We start from the raw sequence: 25497 nt of genomic DNA, 5'->3' as shown, positions 1-25497 counted from the left end.
GCGCCTGGGGGGGGCGGCGGGGGGGGGGCGGCGCGCGGGGCCCCCCCCCCCCCCCGGCGCGGGGGGGGCCCCCCCCCCCCCCCCCCCCCCCCCCCCCCCCACCGCTCTCCTGCGTCACACCAGCGAGGCTACGCGTCAGCGGTCACAGGATCGGGACGCCGCTGACCGGGGAACACACCGCTCGTGGCTAGCCTCACCTCCATGCGTGCGCTCGTGGTGGCCAACCCCGCGGCGACCTCCACCAACTCCAAGGTGCGCGACGTGCTCGTCGGCGCCCTCGGCAGCGAGCTGAAGGTCGACCTGGCCGAGACGACCCACCGCGGGCACGCCCGCGAGCTCGGCGTGCAGGCGTGCGCCGACGGCGTCGACGTCGTCGTGGCGCTCGGCGGCGACGGCACCGTCAACGAGGTCGTCAACGGCCTGCTGCACGCCGGTCCCGGCGCGGCCGTGCCGACGCTGGCCGTGGTGCCCGGCGGCTCCACGAACGTCTTCTCCCGCGCGCTGGGCCGCTCCCGCGACCCGGTGGAGGCGACCGCGGAGATCCTCGACAGCATCCGCGCCGGGCGCACCCGCCGGGTCTCCCTCGGCACCGCCAGCGCCTCGGGCACCAGCTCCGCACCGGCCGCGCCGGTCGACCCGGCGGCCGCGCCCGCCATCGCCGCCCGCGACGCCGCCGCGCACCCGGGGTGGACCGACCCGCGCTGGTTCGTCTTCGCCGCCGGCCTGGGCTTCGACGCCGAGGTCATCGCCCGGGTGGAGGCGCAGCGGGCCCGCGGCCGGCGCTCCACCGGCGCGCTGTACGTCCGCGAGGCGACGACGGCGTTCCTGCTCGGCCGCGAGCGGCGCCGGCCCGCCGTCACCGTCGAGGTGCCCGGCGAGGCCCCGCGGGACGGGGTGTTCCTCTGCCTGGTCTCCAACGTGAGCCCGTGGACCTACCTGGGCGCCCGGCCGATCAACCCCAGCCCCGAGGCGTCGTTCGACACCGAGCTCGACGTCTTCGCGCTGGGCCGGATGGGCTCGTTCGGCATGCTCCGCACGCTGCGCCAGGTGATGGCCCCGCAGCCGGTCCTGCGTGGCCGCCGCCTGCACCGCTGGCACGACCTGCCCGAGCTCACCCTCCGGGCCACCCGGCCGCAGGGCTGGCAGCTCGACGGCGACCACCTCGGCACGGCCACCGGCCTGCGGCTGCGCTCGGTGCCCGCCGCCCTCCGCGTCGTCGCCTGAGCCGCGGGGCCGCCGGAGGTCCTCCCGGGGCAGCCGGGATGCGGCCCTCCGGAGTCCGCCGCGAGGGCACGTCCGGGCCGTCCTGTCAACGGTTCCGCCCGGCCGAGTGGCGGCCCTATCACGGGCGTGGTGAGCTTGCTCACGAGGGGTCCCACCGGGCCCTCGTTGCGCTTGACAGGCGTCCGTGTCGTGAAAACATCGCGACCAGGAACGCAACCTGCCGGTAACAAAGAGCAGGCGGTCGCTGTAGACGACACAGAGTGGTGTCGCCCGCGCAGACGTCCGGAGACAGCGACCCGACCGGCACACCGTAGACGACTTCGAGGAGCACACCACCATGGACTGGCGCCACCGCGCCCTCTGCCGCGACGAGGACCCCGAGCTGTTCTTCCCCATCGGGACGACCGGTCCGGCCCTGGTGCAGATCGAGCAGGCGAAGGCGGTGTGCCGGCGCTGCCCGGTCGTGCAGTCCTGCCTGGACTGGGCACTGGGCGCCGGCCAGGACTCCGGCGTCTGGGGCGGCCTCTCCGAGGACGAGCGCCGCGCCCTCAAGCGCCGTCAGGCCCGCACCCGCGTCCGCGCCTGACCCGACGGTTCCACCGCACCGCGCGAGAGGCCGGCCCCGGACACCCGGGCCGGCCTCTCGCGCATCCGGGGCCGGGGCGCACCCGGGACCGGCTCAGCGGCCGCGCCCCCCGGGGCCCGAGGCCGACCGCGGCCGCGGAGCCGCCGACCGCGCCCCACGGCCACGGCAGGGTGCTGGAGAGCGCCAGGGGCGCGCCGGCCGGCTCCAGCGCCGAGGTCAGTGCTGGGGGCCGGCGGCGCGGGGTCAGCGGCGGAGGCGGCCGGTCCCGGGCAGCTGCAGGACCACCTCGGTACCGGGGCCGCCGTCGGCCGGGCGGCCCATGGCGAGCGCCCCGCCGAGCTCGCTGGTGACCAGGGTCCGCACGATCTGCAGGCCCAGCCCGTCGGTGGCGGCGGGGTCGAAGTCCGCGGGCAGCCCGGAGCCGTCGTCGCGCACCCGGACGACGAGGTCGTCGCCGGTCCGCTCGGCCTGCAGCTCGATGCTCCCGGTCTCGCCGTCGGGGAACGCGTGCTCGGCGGCGTTGTGCAGCAGCTCGGTGACGGCCAGCACCAGCGGCGTGGCGGCGGCGGCCGGCAGCTCGCCGAACGCGCCGATCCGGCAGGTCCGGGCGGCCGGCCCGATCGAGGCCAGGTCGCCGAGCATCGGCAGCACCTGGTCGAGGACGTCGTCCACGTCCACGACGTCCTCCCGGCTGCCGGCCAGGGTCTCGTGCACGATCGCGATCGAGGCGACCCGGCGCACCGACTCCTCGAGCGCGGCGCGGGCGGCGGGCTCGGTCATCCGCCGGGCCTGCAGCCGCAGCAGCGCCGCCACCGTCTGCAGGTTGTTCTTCACCCGGTGGTGGATCTCGCGGATGGTGGCGTCCTTGGTGAGCAGCGCCCGGTCGCGGCGGCGCACGTCGGTGACGTCGCGGACCAGGACCAGCGCGCCCTCCTCGGCGCCCGGGGCCTGCAGCGGCAGCGCGCGGACCAGCATGGTCGCGCTGATCCCCTCCAGGTCGGTCGGCTCGGGGAACCGGCCGGCGACCGCGGCGCGGATCCCGGCCGCGACCGCCTCCCCGGCGACGCGGTCGGCGGCGACCTCCCGGCTGAGCCGGGCCAGGTCGGCGCCGACGACGTCACCGGTCACCCCGATCCGGCGGTAGGCCGACAGCGCGTTGGGGCTGGCGTAGACGGCGCGTCCGGCGCCGTCGAGGCGGACCAGCCCGTCGCCCACCCGCGGGCTGAGCTCGGCGTCGAGGATCTTCTGCGGCGGGAAGGTGCCGGCCGAGACCATGAGGCACAGGTCGGCGGCGATGTCGAGGTAGGTGAGCTCCAGGGTCGACGGCGAGCGGGTCACCGCCAGGTTGGTGTCCCGCGCCAGGACGGCGACGACCACGCCGTCGTGGCGCACCGGGATGACCTCGCGCCGCCGCGGCGCCGGGCCCGACCAGTCCGGCTCGCCCTCGGTGACCGGCCGGCCCTCCCGGTGGGCCACCAGGAACGGCTCGGCGTCGGCGCCGGACACCTCGCTGCCGACGAGGTCCTCCGGCTGGCTGGTCGGCGCGGTCAGCGGGCGCACCTGCGCGACGCACCACCACGCGCCGGTCCGCAGCGGCACCCACAGGGTCAGGTCGGCGAAGGAGAGGTCGGCCAGCAACTGCCAGTCGGCGACCAGCCGGCGGGCGTGGTCGACCTGGGACGGCGACGTGGCCGAGCCGCGCGTGAGGCGGTCGGAGAGGCTGCTCATGGTGCTCCGAGCCTAGGCGGGGCCGCCGCCTACGCTGCCTCGACGTGACCTCCCCGGCCCCGCCCACCCTGCCGACCGTCGAGCCGGCCGCCCCCGCGGACTTCGACCGCATCCGCGAGCTGACCGTCGGCGTGTACCGGGACGAGCGGTACGCCTCGCCGTCCTACCTGACCGAGCTCGCCGACGTGGAGGGCCGGGCCGGGCGGGCCGAGCTGCTCGTGGCGCGGCTGGGCGGCCGGGTGGTCGGCAGCGTGGCGCTGGTGCTGGGCGGCGACTTCGGCGAGGTCACGGCCGACGACTCGGAGGCCGCCTTCCGCATGCTGGTGGTCGACCCGGCCGCGCGCGGCGCCGGCGTCGGGGAGCTGCTGGTGCGCGCGTGCCTGGACCGGGCGCGGGCCGCGGGCAAGGCGGCGATGGTGCTCTCCACCGACCCGCGCATGACCGCGGCCCACCGCCTCTACGGGCGGCTGGGCTTCCGCCGGCTGCCCGAGCGCGACTGGTCGCCGCTGCCGGGCGTCGACCTGTGGGTGTACGCCCGGGCGCTGTAGCCGCCGGCGGCCCGGGACCCCGGGCTCAGGACTCCACGGTGGCGATCAGGTCGCCCTCCTGGAGCACCTCGCCCTCGGTGACGTGCAGCTCGGCCACGGTGCCGGCGCGCTCGGTGAGGACGGGGATCTCCATCTTCATCGACTCGAGGATGACCAGCGTGTCGCCGGCGGCGACCGGCGAGCCCGGCGTCACCAGCACCTTCCAGACGCTGGACACCATCTCCGCGTGGATCTCCTCGACCGCCACCGGCACCTCCTCCACCTCGACGCTGCCGGTTCATCCAACCACCCCCGGCGGGCAGGACGGACCGGTCAGCTCCTCGGCGCGGGGTGCCCGGAGGTCAGCCGCTCGAGGACGGCGCACACCTCGGGGCCGTCGTGCGGCACGCCGGTCTCGCCGAGGCCGGTGAGCGCGTCGCTGACCGCGCGGGCGGCGGTCGGGACGTCGGCGGCCCCGGCGCTGACCGTGGCCAGCAGCGCGTCGTACCAGCCGTCGAGCCGGTCGCCGGGCTCGTAGCCGCGGGTGGCGACCAGCTCCAGGGACCGTCGCCGGCCGCGCAGCCGCCCGGGACCGGGCAGCCGGCCGGTGACCCGCCCCGCGCGTCCGGGCGGGAGGGTGGAGCGCAGCTGGACGGCGACGGCGGCCCGCGGCGGGTCCGCGGGGGTGGGCAGCCGCCCGGTCGTGCCGGCCGCGCTGCGCAGCGCGAGCTCGACGGCGTCCACGCCGTGCGCCCGCTCGAGCACCGCCATGTCCAGCGAGAAGCCGGCGGCGACCTCGGCCAGCTCGCCGTCGGGGGCGACGCCGACGGTGACCAGGCCGCGCCAGCCGACGTCGACCAGCCGGCCGGCGGTCGGGGGCAGCGGGGGCGGCTCGTCCGGCGTCCACGAGACGCGGGCGATGCCCGCGGCGCGGTCGCGGGTGACCGGGGTGGCGCAGCGCAGGCCGTCGTCGGTGACCAGCCCCAGCAGCCCGCGCTCGCTGGCCGGCTCCACGCCGTCCCCGCCGAGCCGCTCCAGGACGGCGGCGTCGGGCCCCACCCAGGTCAGCCCGGCCGCGACGACGGCACCGGCGAGCCGGGCGTTGCCGGCCAGGGCCGGCGGCACCGGCAGCACCGCGGAGACGCCGCTGCGGCGGGCGGCCTCGACGATCCGGTCGACGGCCAGGTAGGACTCGGCCGCGGGCGCCGGCCCGAGCAGGACGGCGTCGTCGGCCAGCCGCACGTGGAGGGCGTGCCGATCGGCCTCCGAGTGGACCGCGACGGCCTTGACCTCCAGCCGCGAGCAGGCCGCGATCACCGCGCACGCCGCGGGGCCGCGCCCGGCCACGAGCACGCTCTCGATCCCCAACTGGTCCACCGCCGGCGGTCCCTCCCCGTGTCGGTCCGTGCCGCCCGGCGCGGTCCCCCGCCCCGGACGTGAGAGGCTTGTCCGGTCAGCTTGGCGGGTCCGCCGGGAGCCTGCACACCCGGCCCCCCGGATCCACCCGCCCGAACGGGGCGCCCGACCGGGCGCCCCGGCGCACGCACGAGGAGAGGAGGGCAGCGATGTCCAAGCGTGGACGCAAGCGTCGCTCCCGCAAGGGGAACAAGGCCAACCACGGCAAGCGGCCCAACGCCTGAGCCGGCGCGGGCGCCCCGCCGCTCAGGCGGTGGGGCGCTCGGTGCTCCGCTCGGTGACGACCTCGGTGGTCACCCGCTCCACGCTGACCGTGGTGCCGTCCTCCTCGAAGGAGACGGTGGTCAGCTGCATCTTGATCCGGTCCCGCAGCCCCAGCGGCGGCGCGTCGCCCCCGCAGCGGCGGCGGACCAGCGCCTTGAACTCCTGCTCGATGCCGAACTGCCGCAGGCACGGCGAGCAGTCCTCGAGGTGCTCGGCGATGACCGCCCGGCGGGAGTCGTCGGTCTCGTGGTCGAGGAACTCGAAGACGTGCGACAGGACGTCGTCGCACGAGTCGATCTGCAGCGGCTCGCCCGCGTGCTCCGGGTGCTCGCTCACGACGCCTCCTCACCGGCACCGGCGCGGACGAAGCCCCGCTCGCGGGCGTAGTCGGCCAGCAGCTTCTGCAGGCCCCGCCGGCCGCGGTGCAGTCGGGACATCACCGTGCCGATCGGCGTGCCCATGATCTCGGCGATCTCCTTGTAGGAGAAGCCCTCGACGTCGGCGAGGTACACCGCCAGCCGGAAGTCCTCCGGCAGCTGCTGCAGGGCCTCCTTGATGTCGGAGTCCGGCAGGTGGTCCAGCGCCTCGATCTCAGCCGACCGCAGCCCGCTGGAGCTGTGCTCCTCGGCCGCGTACAGCTGCCAGTCCTGCACCTGGTCGGTGGGGTACTGCTGCGGCTGCCGCTGCTTCTTGCGGTAGCTGTTGATGTAGGTGTTGGTCAGGATCCGGTACAGCCAGGCCTTGAGGTTGGTGCCCTCGGCGAACTGGTGGAAGGCCGAGTAGGCCTTCACGAACGTCTCCTGGACCAGGTCCTCGGCGTCGGCCGGGTTGCGGGTCATCCGCAGCGCCGCCGGGTAGAGCTGGTCGAGGAACGGCAGCGCGTCCCGCTCGAAGCGGGCGTCCCGCTCGGCGCGGGTCTCGGCCACCTCGGTGCGGCTGCCGCCCTCACGCGCCTCCGGCACCTCGACGGGCACGCCGGCCGCGCCGGCCGTCGCCTCGTCCCGGGGCGTGCTCGTGGGCTCCTCGGGCACCGACCGTCCTCTCTGCGCACCCCGGACGCGGGGTGCCACCTCGGTCGATCCTAGTCGCGCGGCATCGGGGCGGCCCGGCGGGCGCCGGCGCACGGCCGGGCCGGCGCCGGACCGCGCGCGGGCGGTCGGGAGGGTGCTGCTCACGGCCGGTCCAACCGCCGGGGGACGCGGCCTGTTCCCCCGCCGGGAACCGGCGGTGTGCCGGGCGGCGCGCTGGCTAGGCTGCCCCGCCGTGGCGGCCACTCCGGCGGTCCGGGCCCTGGAGCGGGCGCGGGTCGCGCACACCCTGCACCCGTACGACCCCGAGCACCCCAGCGACCAGGGGCACGGCGAGGCGGCGGTCGCCGCGCTGGGCGCCGACCCGCGCCAGGTGTTCAAGACGCTGGTCACCCGGGTGGACGGCACGCTGACCGTCGCCGTCGTCCCGGTGGCCGGCACCCTGGACCTCAAGGCGCTGGCCGCAGCGGCCGGCGGCCGGCGGGCCGTGATGGCCGACCCCGCCGACGCCGAGCGCACCACCGGCTACGTGCTGGGCGGGATCAGCCCGCTGGGGCAGCGCAAGGCCCTGCCCACGGTGGTCGACGAGTCCGCGCTGGGGTTCGCCACGGTGATGGTCAGCGCCGGCCGCCGCGGGCTGCAGGTGGAGCTCCCGCCGGCCGAGCTGGTCCGGCTCACCCGCGCGCGGACCGCGCCGATCGGCCGTCAGCCGGGGTCGGCGTAGGGGTTGAGCAGCTGGTCGACCGGGGCGTGGTCGTCGGTGAGCACCCCGGCGTCGCCGACGAACGCGTCCAGCTCGGCGCCCGCGGCGACCTGCCACGCGAGGTCCCGCTCGGGCAGCGCCGCGGTGATCTCCTGGACCGGCAGCGGCCGCTGCGAGGCGACGGCGACGACGTTGCCGCCGTCCTCGCCGGCGAGCACCGGCGCCCGCGCCAGCAGGACGACGTCGGCGAAGACGGCCCGGAGGGTGGCCAGCTCCGCCCGGACGAAGTCCAGCGGCGGGTGGTCGATGAGGTTGACCACGTAGACGCCGTCCTCTGCCAGGGCCGCGTCGACCGCCTCCAGGGCCTCGACCGTGGTCAGCTGCCAGGGCACCGACAGCCCGCCGAACGCGTCGCCGACCACCAGGTCGCGCCCGCCGGCCGGCTCGTCGGCCAGCCCGATCCGGGCGTCGACGACCCGCACCGCGAGCTCGTCGGAGGTCTCGAGCTCCAGCTGGTCGCGGTCGACGTCGACCACGCCCGGGTCGACCTCCAGCACCAGGCTCTCGGTGCCGGGCCGGACCTCGGCGAGGTAGCGCGGCACGGTGAGCCCGCCGCCGCCCAGGTGCAGCGCCGAGAGCGGCTCGCCGGCCGGGGCGACCACGTCGGTCACCGAGGCGATGGCCCGCACGTACTCGAACTCCAGGTGGGTGGGGTCGGCGAGGTCGACGTAGGAGTGCCGCAGGGTGTCCAGCAGCAGCACCCGCCCGGTCGGCCGGTCGGGGTCGGCCACCACGCGCGCGCAGTGGTAGGCGGTCTCCTCCTCGCAGGGGCTGGGCGCCAGCGCGGCCAGCCCCGTGCCCGCCACGGCGAGGACGACGAGCCCGGCGGGCAGCCGGCCGCCGGCGCGGCGCAGGTACACCGCCGCGGCGATCCCGGCGGCGACGGTGACCAGCCCGGTGCCCACGAGGATCCCGCTGGTCGGGAACAGCGCGACCAGCACGAAGCCGGTCAGGAAGGTCGCGGCGATCCCGCCGAGGGTGCCGATGCCGGACAGCCGGCCGACGACCGAGCCGGTCTCGGCCAGGCTGGCCAGCTGCAGCTTGACCACCATCGGCGGGACGGCGGACAGCAGCGCGGCCGGCACGACGATCGCGACGAAGGCCAGCAGCAGCACGCTCCCGGCGTCGGCCCCGCTGAACGCCTCGCCGGTGAAGCGCACCAGCGGCAGCACGGCGACGACCAGCGCCCCGCCGGCCACGACCAGCGGCGGGATCAGCCGCCGCGGGTCGGTGCGGTCGGCCAGGCTGCCGCCGGCCCAGGCGCCGACGGCGATGGCGGCCAGCGCGAAGCCGATGACCGCGGTGTTGGTCTGCAGCGTGATGCCGACGTAGGGCGCGATCAGTCGCAGCCCGGCGATCTCCAGGACCAGCACCGCGCCGGAGCACAGGAACGTCAGGCCGGCGGCGACCCAGCCGGGCAGCGCGCGACTGCGCAGGGCCGGCGGCGCGCCCTCGGGATCCTCGGACACCTCAGAACAGCGCCGGCTGGTCGGCCGGCTCGCTCACGCCCTCGGACCGCTCGAGGAGCTGGGGGCCGTTGTTCTTCACGCTGTTCACCATCGCGCTCACCGGCCGCAGCTCCAGGGACTCGACCAGCTCCGGCGGGGTGGGCGCGGCCAGCGCCGCGACGTCGTCCCGGGCCGGGTCGAGCCACTCGGCCCAGCGGTCGCGGGGCAGCACCAGCGGCATCCGGTCGTGGATCTCGGCCAGCGCCCCGACGGCCGGCGCGGTGACGACCGTGCAGGTGTAGAGCCGGTCCGCGCCCTCGCCCCACACCTCCCACAGCCCGGCGAACGCCAGCACCGAGCCGTCGGCCGGGGTCATGTAGTAGGGCTGCTTGCCGGGCCGGTCCAGCCGCTTGGCCCACTCGTACCAGCCGTCGGCCGGCACCAGGCAGCGGCGCGAGGCCGCGGCCCGGCGGAACGCCGGCTTCTCGGCCAGCGACTCGACGCGGGCGTTGAGCAGCCGGTTGCCGATCGAGGCGTCCTTGGCCCAGGAGGGCACCAGCCCCCAGCGGACCTCGCGCAGCTCGCGGTGCCCGCCGCCGGTCAGCGCCCCCTCGGCGTCGCGCTCGCGCTTGTGCCGGACGACGTAGACGTCCTTGGTCGGCGCGACGTTGTAGTCGGCCGGGAGCGGCTGCTGCCCCTCGGCGGGGACCGCCTCGAACTCGACCACCAGGTCCTCGGGACGGCGGCTGGCGGCGTACCGACCGCACATGGGACGGCTCCTCCCTGCTCGGGTGACAGCTCGTGTCGAGCCTAGGGGCGGGCACCGACAGCCGGCGCGGGCGTGCGTGACCGGCCCGACCGCGGGTAGGGGCCGGTGTCGGGACGGACGAGGACGAGACGAGGATCCAGGCGTGACCGCGACACAGCAGCCAGACACCCAGCAGCCGAAGACCGCCAGCGACTCCGGTGAGCGCAGGTACGCGACGGTCAACCCCTTCACCGGTGAGACGGAGAAGGAGTTCGACTTCACGCCCACCGAGGAGATCGACGGCATCATCGGCCGGGCGCACGCCGCCTACCAGGAGTGGGCGCGACGGCCGGTCGCCGACCGCGCGGCCGTCGTCCGCCGGGCCGCCGAGCTCATGGACGAGCGCCGCGACGACCTCGCGCGGCTCATCACCACGGAGATGGGCAAGCGGCACGACGAGGCGACCGGCGAGCTGTACCTGTGCTCGATGATCCTCAAGTACTACGCCGACAACGGCCCCGGCTTCCTCGAGCCGACGTCCATCACGCCGCTGATGGGCAAGGGCGAGGCGGTCGTGGAGACGCGGCCGATCGGCGTGCTGCTGGCCATCGAGCCGTGGAACTACCCCTTCTACCAGGTGGTCCGCGTGGCCGGGCCGAACCTGGTGCTGGGCAACACGGTGATCCTCAAGCACGCCGAGATCACCCCCCAGTGCGCCCAGGCGATCGAGCAGCTGTTCGTCGACGCCGGCGCGCCCGAGGGCGTCTTCACCAACACCTTCCTGCGGATCGACGACGTCGAGCAGGTGATCGCCGACCCGCGCATCCAGGGCGTCACCCTGACCGGCAGCGAGCGGGCAGGCAGCGCCGTTGGCGCCCTGGCCGGCAAGTACCTGAAGAAGTCGGTGCTCGAGCTCGGCGGCAGCGACCCGTTCATCGTGCTCGACGCCGACGACATGGCCGCCACGGTCAAGGCCGCGACCTCGGGCCGGATGCAGAACACCGGCCAGGCGTGCACCGCCTCCAAGCGGCTGATCGTCACCGAGGAGCTCTACGAGCCCTTCGTCGAGGGCCTCAGGCAGGCCTTCTCCACATTCTCCCCCGGCGACCCGGCCGACCCGTCGACGTCCCTGGCGCCGCTGTCGAGCGAGCGCGCCGCGCAGGACCTGCACGCGCAGATCCAGGACGCGATCGACAAGGGCGCCACCGTGGTCGCCGGCGGCAGGCGCCCGGACCGGCCCGGCGCCTTCGTCGAGGCGACGATCCTCACCGACGTCACCCCGGAGATGCGCGCCTACCGCGAGGAGCTGTTCGGGCCCGCGGCCGTCGTCTACAAGGTGAGGGACGACGAGGAGGCGGTCGCCCTGGCCAACGACAGCGACTACGGCCTCGGCGCCACGGTCATGAGCAGCGACGTCGACCGCGCCCGGGCGGTGGCCGAGCGGCTCGAGGCCGGCATGGTGTGGATCAACCAGCCCACGGGTTCCTCGCCCGAGCTGCCCTTCGGCGGCGTCAAGCGGTCCGGCTACGGCCGCGAGCTCTCCGAGCTGGCGATGTTCGAGTTCGCCAACCGGCGGCTGGTGCGCACCGTGCCCGTGAAGAAGGCGTCGAAGCCGATCAGCGGCTGACGTGCGGACCCCGCCCTCCCCCGACCCGCTCCGAGGCTCGTGCCGGGCTCACCGGGCATGAGGAGGGCGGGGTCCTCCACCGGGCAGACTGACGGCGTGAGCGAGGTCTGGCCGGCGCCGCACGCGCCCTCCCCCGTGGACGCCGTCGTCCCCCTGCCCGGCTCCAAGTCGATCACCGCCCGGGCGCTCGTCCTGGCCGCGCTGGCCGACGGCCCCAGCCGGCTGGTGCGCCCGTTGCGGGCCCGCGACACCGACCTGATGGCCGCCGCGCTGCGCGGCCTCGGGGTGCTGGTCGAGGAGGACGGCGCCGACTGGCTGGTCACCCCCGCCCCGCTGCGCGGGCCCGCCGAGGTCGACGCCGGCCTGGCCGGCACCGTGCTGCGCTTCCTCCCGCCGGTCGCCGCGCTCGCCGACGGCCCGGTCCGGCTGGACGGCGACCCGCGGCTGCGCGAGCGCCCCAACGCCGGCCTGATCGCGGCGCTGCGGGCGCTCGGCGTGCGGGTGGACGACGACGGCCGCGGCCGGGCGCCGTTCACCGTGCACGGCACCGGCGCGGTCCGCGGCGGCGCGGTGACCGTGGACGCCTCGGAGTCCTCGCAGATCGTCTCCGGGCTGCTGCTGGCCGCCGCGCGGTTCGACGAGGGGCTCGACCTCGCGCTCGCCGGCGGGCTGCCGTCGATGCCGCACGTCGAGATGACCGTGACCGCGCTGCGCGACCACGGGGTCGGGGTGGCCGGCACCGACCGCGGCTGGCGGGTGGCGCCGGGCCCGGTGGCGGCACGGGACCGCGCCGTCGAGCCCGACCTGTCCAACGCCGCCCCGTTCCTGGCCGCCGCGCTGGTCACCGGCGGACGCGTCACGGTGCCGGACTGGCCGGAGACCACGACCCAGCCCGGCGCGCAGCTCGACCGGCTGTTCCGGGCGATGGGCGCGCACGTCGAGCGGGACGACGCCGGGCTGACCGTGACCGGCCGCGGCGCGATCGCCCCGCTGACCGCCGACCTGGGCGAGGTGGGCGAGCTGACCCCGGTGCTGGCCGCGCTGTGCGCGCTGGCCGACGGCCCGTCCCGGCTGACCGGCATCGGCCACCTGCGCGGGCACGAGACCGACCGGCTGCAGGCCCTCGACGAGGTGCTCACGGCCGTCGGCGCGCGGGTGGAGCAGCTCCCCGACGGCCTGGTGATCGAGCCCGGTCCGCGCCGGCCCGCGCAGCTGGACTCCTACGCCGACCACCGGATGGTGCACGCCGCGGCGGTGCTGGGCCTGGCGGTCGACGGGGTGCGGGTGGCCGACCCGGGCGCGGTCACCAAGACGCTGCCGGACTTCCGCGAGCGGTGGGCGGCGATGCTCGGAGCGGCACGCTGAGCCCCCGCCGGCACGACAGCCGCTCGGACGAGGACGACGTCCGGGTCCGGCCCAACCGGCGCGGCTCCCGGCCGCGGACCCGGACCCGCCCCAGCCACGACGACGCGGTGCCCGGCCTCGTCGTGGCCGTCGACCGCGGCCGGATGACCGTGCGCGTCGAGGGGCCCGACGGCGCCCCGGTCGACGTCACCTCCATGCGGGCGCGGGAGCTGGGCAAGCACGGCGTCGTCGTCGGCGACCGGGTCCGCGTCGTGGGCGACACCAGCGGCCGCACCGACAGCCTGGCCCGCATCGTCACGATCGCGGAGCGGACGACGTCGCTGCGGCGCACCGCCGACGACACCGACCCCACCGAGCGGGTCGTGGTGGCCAACGCCGACCTGCTCGTCGTCGTCACGGCGGTGACCGACCCCGAGCCCGCGATCGGCTTCCTGGACCGGTGCCTGGTCGCCGCCTACGCCGGCGGCCTGGAGCCGCTGCTCTGCCTGACCAAGACCGACCTCGCCAGCCCCCGGCCGCTGCTGGACCGGTACGCCGGGCTCGGCCTCGACGCCGTCGCGATCTCCCGGGAGCTGCCGCTGGACGCCCTGCTGGAGCGGCTCGCGTCCCGGATCAGCGTGCTCGTCGGGCAGTCCGGTGTCGGCAAGTCGACCCTGGTCAACCGGCTCGTGCCCGACGCCGCCCGCGCGACCGGCGACGTCAGCAAGATCGGCAAGGGCCGGCACACGTCGTCGTCGGTCGTGCTGTTCGACCTCCCCGGCGGCGGGATGGTGATCGACACCCCCGGCATCCGGTCGTTCGGGCTCGCCCACGTCACCGCCGACGACGTGCTCGCCGCGTTCGAGGAGATCGCCCAGGCGGCCGTCGACTGCCCGCCGCTGTGCGGGCACACCGCCGACGACCCCGAGTGCGCCCTCGACGCGTGGGCCGCGGCGGGGCCGCCGGCCCGCCAGGAGCAGCTGGCCGCGCTGCGGGTGCTGCTGGGCGCCGTCGGCCAGGTCGGCCCCGGCTACTGACGGCCCGGCCGCGGCGGGCGCCCCCACCCCCGGGGCCGGCGGCGCCAGGGCTGGACGAACAGGTCGTCGGCCATCGGCTCGTCGACCGCCTCGACCAGCACCTCGTGCCCGTCGCCGGCGTAGGTCCCGTCGAGCGCCTCGGTGGCCACGCAGACCCCGGTCCCCACGTCCAGCCGGACGCGGGTGGCGCTGGGGTACCGGACCCCGGCGAACCGCTCCGCCGCGTCGTCCCACTCCAGCCGGTCGATCAGCGGGTCGCGCAGCAGCGGGCAGCAGCCGCAGCGCGGCTCGTAGGTGTCCGTCGTGGCGACGACCGCCTCCCACGCCGGCCGCCCGCCGTGCTCGACCTCCCGCACGTCGGCGATCTCCAGCGGCGGCCCGGCCGGCCCGGGCCCGTCGCCGAACCGGTCCTGCCCGTCGGCGAGCTCGACCGGGTCGAGCATCGCGACGAAGGAGTAGTCCTGCCACATCGGGTCGCCCTCCCGGTCGAGGTACCGGCGGGGCCCGGCGACGAGGCCGTCGGCACGCCGGCGGGGCCCGGCGAGCGGCTGGTCGGCCGCCCCCGGGCGACCGTGCACGGTGTCCAGGAGCACCCCGCCGACGGTCTCGACCCGCAGGGCGTCGGGGCGCCGCAGCCAGGCGCGGATCCCCTCGGCCGACCGGCCGCGGCGGTAGGTGAACCGCAGGGTGGTGAACAGCCACGGGGAGGACCGGGCGAGCGCGCGGAGGTCGTCGGCGTCGGGCACCCGGCGAGTGTGGGCGCGCGCCACGGCCGGAGGCGACCGGTTTCCCGCGGGGCGACTCGTCGACAGGGCTACACGTCGACCCAGCCGCCGCTGCGCCAGTACACCCCCGCCTCCCGGGTCAGCAGCCCCTCGTCGACCAGGTACCGGCGCAGCGCCGCGGTGTCGGGGTGCCAGACGGCGAGCAGCGCGTTGACCTCCCGCTCCGGGTAGCGGACGCCGACGTCGAACACCCGCACCAGGTGCTCGAGCACGATCCGCCGCTTGCTGGCCTGCGCCGGGACGGAGACCAGCCGCCCGTCGCGGACGAACGCCGACAGGACGGCGTCCTGCGCCGGGTCGTCGGACAGCGGCTCGGGCCGGGGCGCGGCGGCCGCGGCGGCGCGGGCGGCGGCGCCGAACCGGTCGGTGAGCAGCTCGAGGGAGTGCCGGTCTCGGCGCACCAGGCCGGCGCGGGCCAGCCGGCGGGCGGCCAGCGCGACGTCCTTGAGCGACAGCCCCGAGGCCTCGGCGACCTCCTCGATGGTCGTCGCGCCGAGCGCCAGGGCCGCGACCACCCGCAGGCGGGTGGGGTCGGCCAGGAGCCCCACGATGGTCGCCGCGTCCACGCGTCCGACGGTAGCCATGACCGGCCCGCTAGGTTCGGTGCCCATGACGTCGGGCCGCGACCACACCGGGGACATGCACCTGGCGCACGTGCTTGCCGACCAGGCCGACTCGATCAGCATGGAGCGGTTCCGCGCGCAGGACCTGGAGGTCGAGACCAAGCCCGACCTCACGCCCGTCACCGACGCCGACCGGGCGGTCGAGGAGCAGCTGCGGATCACCCTGGCGCGGGCCCGCACCCGCGACGCCGTGCTGGGCGAGGAGTTCGGCACGACCGGCCACGGGCCGCGGCGCTGGGTGCTCGACCCGATCGACGGGACCAAGAACTTCGTCCGCGGGGTGCCGGTCTGGGCCACGCTGATCGCCCTGTTCGACGGCGACGAGCCGGTGGTCGGGCTGGTCTCCGCGCCGGCGCTGAACCGCCGCTGGTGGGCGGCCAAGGGCGTGGGCGCCTTCACCGGCCGGCGGCTGGAGTCGGCCACCCGGTGCCGCGTCTCCGGCGTGCGGGACCTGGCCGACGCCAGCCTCAGCTACTCCTCCCTGTCCGGCTGGGAGGAGCGCGGCATGCTCGAGGGCTTCCTCGACCTGACCCGCACGGTCTGGCGCACCCGGGCCTACGGCGACTTCTGGAGCTACGTGCTGCTGGCCGAGGGCGCCGTCGACCTCGCCTGCGAGCCCGAGGTCTCGGTGTGGGACCTCGCCGCCCTCGACGTCATCGTGCGCGAGGCCGGCGGCACCTTCACCGACGTGACCGGCGCCCCCGGCCCGGCCGGCGGCAGCGCCCTGGCGAGCAACGGCGCGCTGCACGCGGCGGCGCTGTCCCACCTGCGGCCGCGTCCTCAGCCCTGAGCGGCCCCGCCGTGCGCCGTCCCGCCGGTGCGGCCGTTGCGGTCGGCCAGCAGCCCGGCGAGCGTGCTCAGCGCGATCTCCGCGGGCGCCTTCGACCCGATGTCCAGGCCGATCGGCCGGTGCACCCGGGCGATGTCCTCCGGCGGCACCCCCAGCGCGGTCAGGGCGGCGACGTGCGGGCCCTCGTGCCGCGGGTTGCCCATCACGCCGACCCAGCGCACCGGCCGCGCGAGCGCGTCGCGCAGCACCGCGCCGAGCTCGGGCCGGTGGTGGTCGGTGACGACGACGTCGGCGTCCTCCAGGCGCAGGTCCAGCCCGTCGAAGCCGGTCGCACCGGCCCCCCGTGCGGGGTCCGGGTCGAGCAGCACGGCGCGGTAGCCCAGCTCCGGCGCCCAGCGCAGCAGCACCTCGGCGGTCGGCGAGGCGAACACCGCGACGAGCACCCGGTCGGTCACGCCGCGCCCCGCTCGGGGCTGTCGCCGTAGCCGGGCCCGGTGGCCGCGTACCGGGCGCCCTGCGCCACGTCGGGCGGGGCGATCTCGGCCAGCCGCGCCAGGTCCCCGGCGGTCAGCTCCACCGCCGCCGCGGCCACGTTCTCCTCCAGGTTGCGCCGGCGCTTGGTCCCGGGGATGGGGACGACGTCCGGCCCCTGCGCCAGCACCCAGGCCAGCGCGAGCTGGCCGGCGGTGACGCCCTTCTCCTCCGCCATCGCGCGCACCGCGTCCACCAGGCGCAGGTTGGCGGTGAACGCCTCCCCCTGGAAGCGCGGCATCCGCCGGCGCCAGTCGTCCTCGGCGAAGTCCGCGGGGGTCCGGATCGCGCCGGTGAGGAAGCCGCGGCCCAGCGGGCTGTAGGGCACCAGCCCGATCCCGTGCTCGCGGGCCACGCCCAGCACGGGGTCCGCCCCGCCGCCCCCGACCGCCTCCAGATCGCGGGTCCACAGCGACCACTCGCTCTGCAGCGCGGCGATCGGGTGCACGGCGACGGCCCGGCGGACCGAGGCGGCGCTGGCCTCGGACAGCCCGAGGTGGCGCACCTTCCCCTGCTGCACCAGCTCGGCCATGGCGCCGACGGTGTCCTCGATCGGGACGGCGGGGTCGACCCGGTGCTGGTAGTAGAGGTCGATCACGTCCACGCCGAGCCGGCGCAGGCTGGCCTCGGCGCAGGCCCGGACGTTCTCCGGCCGCCCGTCGATCCGCATGCCCCGCTCCCCCGGCGACAGCGAGAACTTCGTCGCCAGGACCACCTCGTCGCGCCGGCCGGCGATCGCCTCCCCGACGAGCTCCTCGTTGTGCCCGTCGCCGTAGACGTCGGCGGTGTCCAGGAGGGTGACGCCGAGGTCCAGCGCCCGGTGGATCGTGGCGACCGACTCGTCCCGGTCGGCGGTGCCGTACATCTCGCTCATGCCCATGCAGCCGAGGCCGAGGGCGGAGACGGTCAGCCCGTCGCCGAGGGTGCGGGTGCCGAGGGGTGGGGTCACCCCGGCATCCTCGCGCCCCCGCTCAGCGCTGCGCCAGGCCGTCGACCCGGGCCACCTCCTCCGCGGACAGCGTGAACCCGCCGACCGCGAGGTTGGCCCGGATCCGCTCCGGCGTCGCCGACTTCGGGATCACGACGACGCCGTGCTCGACGTGCCAGCGCAGCACCACCTGCGCCGTCGTGACGCCGTGCGCCGCCGCCACCTCGCGCAGCACCGGGTCACCCAGGTCGGTGTTCTTGAACGGGCTGTAGCCCTCCAGGACGACCCCCCGCTCCCGGTGCCCGCTCTCCACCGCCGCGTCGTACCGCGACGGCGCCCAGCTGACCTGGTTCACCTGCGGCGTCACACCGGTCGCCCGGGTCAGCGCGTCCACCTGGGCGAGGGAGTGGTTGCTGACCCCGATCGCGCGGGCCCGGCCGTCCTCGCGGGCGGCGACGAAGCGCTCCCAGACCGCCTCGCTGCCGCCGGGCGGCGGCCAGTGCACAAGCCACAGGTCGACCGCGTCGAGGCCCAGCGCGTCCAGGGACCGCGCCAGCACCCGGTCGGCCCGGCCGGTCTCCCGCGGCGGCAGCTTGGTGGTCACGAACACCTCGTCGCGGGCGATGCCGGAGTCGCGCAGCGCCCGGCCCACCTCGGCCTCGTTGCGGTACATCGTCGCGGTGTCCAGGTGCCGGTAGCCGGCGTCCAGCGCGGTGCGGACGGCGTCCCGGCAGGCGCGGCCGGTCAGCTGCCAGGTGCCGAAGCCCAGCAGCGGCATGGTGCCGCCGCCGGCGAGAGGCGCGGCGGGGACGGTCTCGGTCATGGCCGGTCCGGTGCCCGCGGGCCGCCGCGGTGACACCCGCAGCGCGCGGCGTGCGGCTCTGCTGGGATGGGGACGGCGCCGCCCGTCCGGGCCCGGGCGCCGAACGAGGAGGTCCGCCGTGCAGTACGCCGAATCCGTGGTCGACCTGGTCGGGAACACCCCGCTGGTCCGGCTGAACTCGGTCACCCGGGACCTCGGCCCCGACGCGCCGCTGGTGCTGGCGAAGGTCGAGTACCTCAACCCCGGCGGGTCGGTGAAGGACCGCATCGCCGTCCGGATGGTGGACGCCGCCGAGGCCAGCGGCGCGCTGCAGCCCGGCGGCACGATCGTCGAGCCGACCAGCGGCAACACCGGCATCGGCCTGGCGCTGGTCGCCCAGCAGCGCGGGTACCGGTGCGTCTTCATCTGCCCCGACAAGGTCGGCCAGGAGAAGATCAACGTGCTCAAGGCCTACGGCGCCGAGGTGGTCGTGTGCCCCACCGCCGTCGACCCGGCCGACCCGCGCTCCTACTACTCGGTGTCCGACCGGCTGGCCCGCGAGACCCCCGGCGGCTGGAAGCCCGACCAGTACTCCAACCCGGCCAACCCGCAGTCGCACTACGAGACGACCGGCCCGGAGATCTGGGCGCAGACCGAGGGCCGGATCACCACGTTCGTCACCGGCATGGGCACCGGCGGCACGATCAGCGGCATCGGCCGCTACCTCAAGGAGGCCTCCGGCGGCCGCGTACGGGTGGTCGGCGCCGACCCCGAGGGCTCGGTGTACTCCGGGGGCACCGGCCGGCCCTACCTGGTCGAGGGCGTCGGCGAGGACTTCTGGCCCTCGACCTACGACCGCGAGATCGCCGACGAGGTCATCGCCGTCTCCGACGGCGACTCCTTCGCCATGACCCGGCGGCTGGCCCGCGAGGAGGGGCTGCTCGTGGGCGGCTCCTGCGGGATGGCGGTGGTGGCGGCGCTGCGGGCCGCGGAGAAGCTGACCAGGGACGACGTCCTCGTGGTGCTGCTGCCCGACGGCGGCCGCGGCTACCTGAACAAGATCTTCAACGACACCTGGATGGCCGACTACGGGTTCCTGGACTCCACCGCCGGCGAGACCGTCGGCGAGCTGCTGCACACCAAGTCCGGCGAGACCCCGTCGCTGGTGCACACCCACCCGAACGAGACCGTCCGCGAGGCGATCGACATCCTGCGCGAGTACGGCGTCAGCCAGATGCCGGTGGTCCGCGCCGAGCCGCCGGTGACCGCCGGCGAGGTCGTCGGGTCGGTGGACGAGAAGGTGCTGCTCGACGCGCTGTTCGCCGGCCGCGCGACGCTCGCCGACCGGGTGGAGAAGCACATGTCCGCCCCGCTGCCGATCATCGGATCGGGCGAGCCGGTCAGCGAGGCGGTGAGCGCGTTCGGCTCGGCCGACGCCCTGCTGGTGCACGTCGACGGCAAGCCCGCCGGCGTGGTCACCCGGCAGGACGTGCTCGGCCACCTGGCGGGCCTGTCCGCCGGCAGCCCTGCGCCTACGGTCGGCGCATGAGCCACGGCTTCAGCACCAGGGCGATCCACGCGGGCCAGGACCCGGACCCGGCGACCGGGGCGGTGGTCCCGCCGCTGCACCTGACGACGACGTACAAGCAGGACGGCGTCGGCGGCCTGCGGCAGGGCTACGAGTACAGCCGCAGCGCCAACCCCACCCGGACGGCGCTGCAGGAGGCGCTGGCCGCGCTGGAGGAGGGCGTCGCCGGCCTGGCGTTCGCCTCCGGGCTGGCCGCCGAGGACACCCTGCTGCGCACCGTCTGCACGCCCGGCTCGCACGTCGTCCTCGCCGGGGACGCCTACGGCGGCACGTTCCGGCTGCTGTCGAAGGTGGCCGCGCGCTGGGGCGTCGAGCACACGCCGGTCGACCTCGGGGACCTCGGCGCCGTCCGCGCGGCGATGCGCGACACCACCGCCGTCCTGTGGTGCGAGACGCCGACCAACCCGCTGCTTAACGTCGCCGACGTCGCCGGGCTGGCCCAGGTCGCGCACGACGCCGGCGCCCTGCTCGTCGTCGACAACACCTTCGCCTCGCCCTACCTGCAGCGGCCGCTCACGCTCGGCGCCGACGTCGTCGTCCACTCGACGACCAAGTACCTGGGCGGGCACTCCGACGTCGTCGGCGGGGCGCTGGTCGTCGCCGACGCCGGCCTCGCCGAGCAGCTGGCCTTCCACCAGAACGCGATGGGCGCGGTCAACGGCCCGTTCGACGCCTGGCTGGTGCTGCGCGGCATCAAGACCCTCGGCGTGCGGATGGACCGGCACTGCGCCAACGCCGCCCGGGTCGTGGAGTTCCTGTCCGCGCGGCCGGAGGTGTCGGCCGTCCTCTACCCGGGGCTGCCCGACCACCCGGGCCACGAGGTCGCCGCGAAGCAGATGTCCGGCTTCGGCGGGATGGTGTCGTTCCGGCTGGCCGGTGGCGAGGAGGCGGCGCTGCGGGTCTGCGAGCGCACGGAGCTGTTCACCCTCGCCGAGTCCCTGGGCGGCGTGGAGTCGCTGGTCGAGCACCCGCACCGGATGACGCACGCCAGCGCCGCCGGCTCCCCGCTGGAGGTGCCCGCCGACCTGGTGCGGCTGTCGGTCGGCATCGAGGACGTCGAGGACCTGCTGGCGGACCTGGAGCGAGCGCTCAGCTGAGCCGCAGCGCCCCGCTGGGGCAGCCCCGGACCGCCTCCGCCGCCGCGGCGGGGTCGGCCGGGGCGGCCTGCCGCACCTGCAGCACGCCGTCGTCGTCGAGCTCGAACACCTCCGGGGCGACCACCTCGCAGACGCCGCTGGCGATGCACCGGTCCCGGTCGACCTCGATCCGGCTCACCGCGCCAGCCGGGCCGGCAGCCGCTTGAGCCCGTTGACGAAGGAGGACTGCAGCCGGTCCGGCGGGCCGGTCACCTCCAGGTCGGGCAGCGCGTCGAAGAGGGTCCGGAAGGCCACGGCGATCTCCCGGCGGGCCAGGTGCGCGCCGAGGCAGAAGTGCGGGCCCCGCGAGCCGAACCCGACGTGCGGGTTGGGGTCGCGGCCGAGGTCCAGGCGGTGAGGGTCGGCGAAGACGGCCGGGTCCCGGTTGGCCGCGGCGTAGAACAGCAGGAACTTGCTGCCCGCCGGGAAGGTCTGCCCGGAGAGCTCGACCTCGCGGGTGGCCGTCCGGCGCATCCAGGTGATCGGGCTGGTCCAGCGCACCACCTCCTCCACCGCCGTGCGGGTCAGGCCCGGGTCGGCGGCCCAGCGGTCCCGCTCAGCGGGGTGCTCGCTGAGCGCCAGCACGCCCTGGGAGATGGCGTTGCGGGTGGTCTCGTTGCCGGCCACCAGCAGCAGGATGAAGAAGCTGGCGATCTCCTGGTCGGTCAGCCGCTCGCCGTCGACCTCGGCGTGCACCAGCGCCGTCGTCAGGTCCTCGGTCGGCCGGCCGCGGCGCTCCACGGCCATCCGGGTCATCAGCCCGGCCAGCAGCTCCCCCGCCGTCAGGAAGGCGGCGACGGCGTGCTCCTCGCTGTCGATCAGCTCCGGGTCGCCGCCGGAGAGGATCACGTTCGACTGCTGCAGCACCATCGCCCGGTCGTCGTCCGGCACGCCCATGAGGTCGCAGATCACCCGCAGCGGGATCGGGGCGGCGAGGTCGGCGACGACGTCGAGCGTGCCGTCGCCGTCCTGCGCGGTGCGCCGGGCGCGGGCGACGACGTCCTCGGCGACCGCCTGCACCGAGCCGACCAGCCCCTCCAGGATCCGCGGGGTGAACGCCTTGGCCACGATCCGGCGGATCTTCGCGTGCCGCGGGTCGTCCATGCTGATCAGCGAGCCGTAGAACTCGTTGAGGTCCGGCGGCATGTCCTGGATCGACACCGCGCCCTGGCCGGAGGAGAACAGGTCCGGGCGGCAGCTGATCGCCTCGACGTCGGCGTACCGGGTGACCGCGTGGTAGCCCGGACCGACCGGCAGGTACGGGATCTCCGGCTCGGCGAAGAAGGCGAACGGCGCCTGGGCCCGCAGCAGGTCCAGGACCGCGTGCTTCACCTCCGGCGGGTTCGCCCAGAACGCCCGGTCGGACAGGTCGACGGCGTCGAGGTCGATCCCGGACGGGACGACGGTGGCGGACACGGGACCTCCCGGGATCGGAACGCGGCGTTGCCACCGTGGCCGGGGTCACACCCGCCGTCAAGCCCGGCACACCACCGGGAAGCACCCGGCGGTCGGCCGGGTTGTCGCAGGGCACCCACGCCGGCGCCGGACGCGAGAGGATCGCCGCCATGAGCACCACCGACCGCCGCCTCGACCCCGCCGCCGCCGAGGAGGAGCGCGCCCGGATCCGGGCGGCGCACCTGCGGCCCGCCGGCGAGCGGCCCGCCTCGACGGCCCGGGGCCTGCACCACACGGCGCTGATCAGCTCCGACGTCGAGCGGACCGTCCGCTTCTACCAGGACGTGCTCGGCTTCCCGCTCACCGAGCTCATCGAGAACCGCGACTACCCCGGTTCCTCGCACTTCTTCTTCGACATCGGCAACGGCAACCTGATCGCCTTCTTCGACTTCCCCGGGCTGGACGTCGGCCCCTACGCCGAGGTGCTCGGCGGCCTGCACCACATGGCGATCAGCGTCGAGCCCGACCGGTGGCGCGAGCTCGTCGGCCGGCTGGAGTCCGCCGGGGTCGCGCACGAGGTGCACAGCGGCGTCTCGGTCTACTTCCGCGACCCCGACGGCGCCCGGATCGAGCTGATCGCCGACCCGCTCGGCGAGATGTACGGCCAGCAGGTCCTGTGAGCCGGTGAGCCAGCCGCCCCGCCCCGGCCCGCCCACCCGGGTCACCCTCCCCACCCTCTCGCCGTCCTCCCGCCTCTACGTCGGCACCGAGGCCGGCGGCTCCGCCCTCCTGCTGGTGGCGACGTTGTGCGCGCTGGCCTGGGCCAACTCGCCCTGGTCGGACGCCTACGACTCGTTCTGGCACACCCCGGCGGTGGTCGGCGTCGGGGACGTCGTCCTCGAGATGGACCTGCGGCACTGGGTGAACGACGGCGCGATGGCGCTGTTCTTCCTCGTCGTCGGCCTGGAGATCACCCGCGAGGTGAGCACCGGGGAGATGCGCGACCGCCGGTCGGTCGCCGCGCCGGCGCTCGGGGCCCTCGGCGGGCTCGTCGTCCCCGCCGTGATCTACCTGGCGTTCAACGCCGGGGGCGAGGCGTCGGCGGGCTGGGGCATCGTCATGTCCACCGACACCGCGTTCGTCCTGGGCGTGCTGGCGCTGTTCGGGCCGCGCTGCCCCGACCGGCTGCGGCTGTTCCTGCTGACGCTGGCGATCGTGGACGACATCGGCGCGATCACCGTGATGGCGCTGTTCTACTCCGACGACCTGGTGCTGCCGGCGCTGGCGGTGTCGGCCGTGCTCGTCGCCGCCGTCGTCGCGCTGCGCTGGGCCGGGGTGTGGCGGCTGTGGCCCTACGTCGTCCTCGGGACGGCGCTGTGGGTGGCGGTGCACGAGTCGGGGGTGCACGCCACGCTGGCCGGCGTCGTCCTCGGCCTGCTGATGCCCTCCCGGCCGCCGCCGCACGAGGAGGTGCAGCGCACCAGCGCCTACGGCCGGGCGCTGCGCGAGCAGCCCGACGCCGAGCGGGCGCGGCTGGCCAGCCTCGCGGTGGCCTCGACCGTGCCGGCGAACGCCCGCCTGCAGCACCGGCTGCACCGCTGGACGGCCTACGTCGTCGTCCCGGTGTTCGGACTGGCCAACGCGGGCGTGCCGCTGGACCCGGCCACCCTCGGCGAGGCGGCCTCCTCGCCGGTGACCATCGGCGTCGCGGTGGCGCTGCTGGTCGGCAACGCCATCGGGATCACCCTCGGCGCGACGGTCGCGCTGCGCGCCGGCCTGGGCATCCTCCCCGGCGGGGTGCGCTGGTCACACCTGGTGGCCGGCGCGACGCTGGCCGGCATCGGCTTCACCATCTCGCTGTTCATCGCCGACCTGGCCTTCCGGGACCAGCCGGCCCTGCGCGAGCAGGCGATGATCGGCATCCTCGGCGGCTCGCTGACCGCCGCGATCGTCGGCGTCGTGCTGCTGCGCGTCCTCGGCGACCGCTTCCCGCTGTGCACGCCGGAGGCCGAGGGGCCACCGACGCTGCCGCCGCGGCCCTGGCTGGAGCCCGCCCTCCGCCGCTGAGCCGGCCGTGCCCGGCCCGGCGCCGGGCATCCAGGTGCAGGCCGGGGCCTCCGGTGCCGGCTCGGGGTCGGCGACGACGCCCGGTGCGGCGGCGACCGCCCGGCGCAGCGCGGCGATCTCCACCCGGCCCGCGTAGCGGCGGCCGCCGATGAACAGCGTCGGCGTGCCCTCCACGCCCATCTCGAGGCCGGCGGCGAAGTCCGCCTCCACCTTGTCGCCGAAGGGCTGGGCCGCGGCCCCCACCACCCGGTCGCCGTCCAGCCCCAGGTGCTCGGCGTAGGAGCGCAGGGCGGCGTCGTTGAGGCGGTCCTGCTTGGCGAACAGCAGGTCGTGCATCTGCCAGAAGGCGCCCTGGGCGGCGGCCGCCTCGGCGGCCAGCGCCGCGGTCAGCGCGTACGGGTGCCGGTCGGCCAGCGGGAAGTTGCGGAAGACCAGGCGCACCCGGCCGCCGGACTCCTCCACCAGCCGGCGCAGCACCGGGGCCGCGGCGGCGCAGTAGGGGCACTCGTAGTCCCCGTACTCCAGGACGGTGACCGGGGCGGCGGGGTCGCCGAGGACGTGGTCGGCCAGCAGGTCGCCGGCGCGGAGGTCGGGCACGCCACGATGCTGCCCGACGGGCCCGGCGGCGGTCACGCCGCGGAGTCGACCAGGTCGGCGTAGTCGGGGTGCTTGCCGATCCAGCCGCGGACGAAGGAGCACTGCGGCACCGCGCGCTCGCCGCGGGACCGCACGTCGTCGAGGGCCCCGCGGACCAGGCGCCCGCCCACGCCGGTGCCCTCGGCGGCGGGGTCGACCTCGGTGTGGGTGAACACGATGCGGCCCGGCTCGCGGCGGTAGGCCGCGTGGCCGAGCACGCGCTCGCCGTCGCGGATCTCGTACCGGGAGGACTCGGGGACGTCGTGCACGGTGGGCTCCATGTGCGGCCCAACCGGGGGCGGCGGCCGGCTGTTCCCCGGCCCCCGACGGGGGCCCGGACACGACGAGGGCCCGGTCACCGTGGTGACCGGGCCCTCGTGCCAGTAGCGGGGACAGGATTCGAACCTGTGACCTCTGGGTTATGAGCCCAGCGAGCTACCGAGCTGCTCCACCCCGCGTCGGTGAGACCACGGTAC

Annotated in this window: 28 protein-coding genes, 1 tRNA gene and 1 pseudogene; 13 read left to right on the top strand and 17 right to left on the bottom strand. The window is 76.1% G+C overall.

The genetic code is table 11. From position 1 onward, the window contains the following. Nucleotides 1–201 precede the first annotated feature (201 nt). Both ACI79F_RS08140 and ACI79F_RS08135 read left to right on the top strand, forming a co-directional pair. Nucleotides 202–1224 (top strand): diacylglycerol/lipid kinase family protein, encoded by a 1023-nt coding sequence (locus tag ACI79F_RS08140; protein WP_456544522.1) that lies wholly within the window; start codon nt 202–204, stop codon nt 1222–1224. 337 nt (nt 1225–1561) lie between these two features. Next, complete coding sequence (locus tag ACI79F_RS08135) at nt 1562–1810, top strand: WhiB family transcriptional regulator (RefSeq protein WP_456544523.1); 249 nt, start codon at nt 1562–1564, stop codon at nt 1808–1810. 243 nt (nt 1811–2053) lie between these two features. Here the strand turns inward: ACI79F_RS08135 and ACI79F_RS08130 are convergent, their stop codons facing one another. Continuing rightward, complete coding sequence (locus ACI79F_RS08130; RefSeq protein ID WP_456544524.1) at nt 2054–3538, bottom strand: sensor histidine kinase; 1485 nt, start codon at nt 3536–3538, stop codon at nt 2054–2056. 44 nt (nt 3539–3582) lie between these two features. On the opposite strand from ACI79F_RS08130, the gene ACI79F_RS08125 reads away from it, so the two are divergent. After that, a complete protein-coding gene (locus ACI79F_RS08125; RefSeq protein WP_456544525.1) occupies nt 3583–4086 on the top strand; it encodes a GNAT family N-acetyltransferase in 504 nt (167 codons plus the stop codon). A 25-nt stretch (nt 4087–4111) separates the two neighbouring features. Here ACI79F_RS08125 and ACI79F_RS08120 read toward each other — a convergent pair whose 3' ends face one another. Both ACI79F_RS08120 and ACI79F_RS08115 read right to left on the bottom strand, forming a co-directional pair. Then, a complete protein-coding gene (locus tag ACI79F_RS08120) occupies nt 4112–4333 on the bottom strand; it encodes a biotin/lipoyl-binding carrier protein (RefSeq protein WP_456544526.1) in 222 nt (73 codons plus the stop codon). 65 nt (nt 4334–4398) lie between these two features. Next, nucleotides 4399–5442 (bottom strand): biotin carboxylase N-terminal domain-containing protein, encoded by a 1044-nt coding sequence (locus ACI79F_RS08115; RefSeq protein ID WP_456544527.1) that lies wholly within the window; start codon nt 5440–5442, stop codon nt 4399–4401. Nucleotides 5443–5630: 188 nt separating this feature from the next. On the opposite strand from ACI79F_RS08115, the gene ACI79F_RS08110 reads away from it, so the two are divergent. Next, the gene (locus tag ACI79F_RS08110) at nt 5631–5705 is read left to right on the top strand and encodes a 50S ribosomal protein bL37 (protein ID WP_014377707.1); all 75 of its coding nucleotides are present in this window, start codon (nt 5631–5633) and stop codon (nt 5703–5705) included. A 22-nt stretch (nt 5706–5727) separates the two neighbouring features. On the opposite strand, the gene rsrA is transcribed toward ACI79F_RS08110, so the two are convergent. Both rsrA and ACI79F_RS08100 read right to left on the bottom strand, forming a co-directional pair. Then, nucleotides 5728–6081 (bottom strand): mycothiol system anti-sigma-R factor, encoded by a 354-nt coding sequence (gene rsrA, locus ACI79F_RS08105; protein WP_456544528.1) that lies wholly within the window; start codon nt 6079–6081, stop codon nt 5728–5730. Then, the gene (locus ACI79F_RS08100) at nt 6078–6776 is read right to left on the bottom strand and encodes a sigma-70 family RNA polymerase sigma factor (RefSeq protein WP_456544529.1); all 699 of its coding nucleotides are present in this window, start codon (nt 6774–6776) and stop codon (nt 6078–6080) included. The genes rsrA and ACI79F_RS08100 overlap by 4 nt, the downstream gene beginning before the upstream one ends. A 232-nt stretch (nt 6777–7008) precedes the next feature. Between ACI79F_RS08100 and ybaK the strand changes: the two genes are divergently transcribed. After that, nucleotides 7009–7497: a Cys-tRNA(Pro) deacylase gene (gene ybaK, locus ACI79F_RS08095; protein WP_456544530.1), complete on the top strand. Its 489-nt coding sequence runs from the start codon at nt 7009–7011 to the stop codon at nt 7495–7497. Here ybaK and ACI79F_RS08090 read toward each other — a convergent pair. Both ACI79F_RS08090 and ACI79F_RS08085 read right to left on the bottom strand, forming a co-directional pair. After that, nucleotides 7479–9005, bottom strand: a complete 1527-nt coding sequence (locus ACI79F_RS08090; protein ID WP_456544531.1) for a fused MFS/spermidine synthase — start codon at nt 9003–9005, stop codon at nt 7479–7481. The two genes, ybaK and ACI79F_RS08090, sit on opposite strands and share 19 nt — an antisense overlap. Nucleotide 9006: 1 nt before the next feature. Then, nucleotides 9007–9753, bottom strand: a complete 747-nt coding sequence (locus tag ACI79F_RS08085) for an SOS response-associated peptidase (protein WP_456544532.1) — start codon at nt 9751–9753, stop codon at nt 9007–9009. A 142-nt stretch (nt 9754–9895) separates the two neighbouring features. On the opposite strand from ACI79F_RS08085, the gene ACI79F_RS08080 reads away from it, so the two are divergent. The 3 genes from ACI79F_RS08080 to rsgA all read left to right on the top strand — a co-directional run bounded on the left by ACI79F_RS08080 (nt 9896) and on the right by rsgA (nt 13740). Next, nucleotides 9896–11359, top strand: coding sequence for an NAD-dependent succinate-semialdehyde dehydrogenase (locus ACI79F_RS08080; RefSeq protein WP_456544533.1), 1464 nt, complete (start codon nt 9896–9898; stop codon nt 11357–11359). Nucleotides 11360–11455: 96 nt separating this feature from the next. Next, nucleotides 11456–12724, top strand: a complete 1269-nt coding sequence (gene aroA, locus ACI79F_RS08075; RefSeq protein ID WP_456544534.1) for a 3-phosphoshikimate 1-carboxyvinyltransferase — start codon at nt 11456–11458, stop codon at nt 12722–12724. A gap of 107 nt (nt 12725–12831) precedes the next feature. Beyond that, nucleotides 12832–13740, top strand: a complete 909-nt coding sequence (gene rsgA / locus ACI79F_RS08070; protein WP_456544535.1) for a ribosome small subunit-dependent GTPase A — start codon at nt 12832–12834, stop codon at nt 13738–13740. Here rsgA and ACI79F_RS08065 read toward each other — a convergent pair. Continuing rightward, nucleotides 13734–14486, bottom strand: coding sequence for a hypothetical protein (locus ACI79F_RS08065; protein ID WP_456544536.1), 753 nt, complete (start codon nt 14484–14486; stop codon nt 13734–13736). The genes rsgA and ACI79F_RS08065 overlap by 7 nt on opposite strands. Nucleotides 14487–14554: 68 nt before the next feature. Beyond that, on the bottom strand, nt 14555–15091 hold the full coding sequence (locus ACI79F_RS08060; protein ID WP_456544537.1) for a DUF2087 domain-containing protein: 537 nt from the start codon (nt 15089–15091) through the stop codon (nt 14555–14557). Nucleotides 15092–15134: 43 nt separating this feature from the next. Here ACI79F_RS08060 and hisN point away from each other — a divergent pair, with 43 nt between their 5' ends. Continuing rightward, complete coding sequence (gene hisN / locus ACI79F_RS08055) at nt 15135–15938, top strand: histidinol-phosphatase (protein WP_456544538.1); 804 nt, start codon at nt 15135–15137, stop codon at nt 15936–15938. Here the strand turns inward: hisN and ACI79F_RS08050 are convergent. Genes ACI79F_RS08050 through ACI79F_RS08040 form a run of 3 tightly spaced genes read right to left on the bottom strand, consistent with a single transcriptional unit; the run spans nt 15929 to nt 18220 of the window. After that, nucleotides 15929–16393, bottom strand: a complete 465-nt coding sequence (locus tag ACI79F_RS08050; RefSeq protein ID WP_456544539.1) for an XdhC family protein — start codon at nt 16391–16393, stop codon at nt 15929–15931. The two genes, hisN and ACI79F_RS08050, sit on opposite strands and share 10 nt — an antisense overlap. After that, nucleotides 16390–17418, bottom strand: a complete 1029-nt coding sequence (locus ACI79F_RS08045; RefSeq protein ID WP_456544540.1) for an aldo/keto reductase — start codon at nt 17416–17418, stop codon at nt 16390–16392. Before ACI79F_RS08045 ends, ACI79F_RS08050 begins: the two co-directional genes overlap by 4 nt. Before the next feature lie 22 nt (nt 17419–17440). Beyond that, the gene (locus ACI79F_RS08040) at nt 17441–18220 is read right to left on the bottom strand and encodes an aldo/keto reductase (protein ID WP_456544541.1); all 780 of its coding nucleotides are present in this window, start codon (nt 18218–18220) and stop codon (nt 17441–17443) included. A 118-nt stretch (nt 18221–18338) separates the two neighbouring features. On the opposite strand from ACI79F_RS08040, the gene ACI79F_RS08035 reads away from it, so the two are divergent. Further along, nucleotides 18339–19748 carry a cystathionine beta-synthase gene (locus ACI79F_RS08035; RefSeq protein WP_456544542.1) on the top strand — a complete coding sequence of 470 codons (1410 nt, stop codon included), beginning with the start codon at nt 18339–18341 and terminating at the stop codon, nt 19746–19748. Beyond that, entirely contained in the window at nt 19745–20884 is a 1140-nt protein-coding gene (locus ACI79F_RS08030; RefSeq protein WP_456544543.1) for a cystathionine gamma-synthase, read from the top strand. Before ACI79F_RS08035 ends, ACI79F_RS08030 begins: the two co-directional genes overlap by 4 nt. On the opposite strand, the gene ACI79F_RS08025 is transcribed toward ACI79F_RS08030, so the two are convergent. Next, nucleotides 20877–21062 carry a ferredoxin gene (locus ACI79F_RS08025; RefSeq protein ID WP_456544544.1) on the bottom strand — a complete coding sequence of 62 codons (186 nt, stop codon included), beginning with the start codon at nt 21060–21062 and terminating at the stop codon, nt 20877–20879. The genes ACI79F_RS08030 and ACI79F_RS08025 overlap by 8 nt on opposite strands. Next, nucleotides 21059–22339 (bottom strand): cytochrome P450, encoded by a 1281-nt coding sequence (locus ACI79F_RS08020; protein ID WP_456544545.1) that lies wholly within the window; start codon nt 22337–22339, stop codon nt 21059–21061. The genes ACI79F_RS08025 and ACI79F_RS08020 overlap by 4 nt, the downstream gene beginning before the upstream one ends. Nucleotides 22340–22488: 149 nt before the next feature. On the opposite strand from ACI79F_RS08020, the gene ACI79F_RS08015 reads away from it, so the two are divergent. Then, nucleotides 22489–22998, top strand: a complete 510-nt coding sequence (locus ACI79F_RS08015) for a VOC family protein (RefSeq protein ID WP_456544546.1) — start codon at nt 22489–22491, stop codon at nt 22996–22998. A 4-nt stretch (nt 22999–23002) separates the two neighbouring features. Then, nucleotides 23003–24385: a Na+/H+ antiporter NhaA gene (gene nhaA / locus ACI79F_RS08010; protein ID WP_456544547.1), complete on the top strand. Its 1383-nt coding sequence runs from the start codon at nt 23003–23005 to the stop codon at nt 24383–24385. 105 nt (nt 24386–24490) lie between these two features. Here the strand turns inward: nhaA and ACI79F_RS08005 are convergent. From ACI79F_RS08005 to ACI79F_RS07995, 3 genes and pseudogenes are all read right to left on the bottom strand, one after another. After that, nucleotides 24491–24982, bottom strand: a pseudogene (locus tag ACI79F_RS08005) (DsbA family protein); the annotation flags it as partial. A gap of 32 nt (nt 24983–25014) precedes the next feature. Continuing rightward, nucleotides 25015–25302, bottom strand: coding sequence for a GNAT family N-acetyltransferase (locus tag ACI79F_RS08000; protein ID WP_456544548.1), 288 nt, complete (start codon nt 25300–25302; stop codon nt 25015–25017). A gap of 103 nt (nt 25303–25405) precedes the next feature. After that, nucleotides 25406–25479: transfer RNA gene (locus tag ACI79F_RS07995), tRNA-Met, on the bottom strand. Nucleotides 25480–25497 lie beyond the last annotated feature (18 nt).

It is taken from the genome of Blastococcus sp. SYSU D00868, from assembly GCF_054050575.1.
Note: the sequence above shows the minus strand (reverse complement) of the source record. Positions and strands in the feature narration are given on the sequence as shown.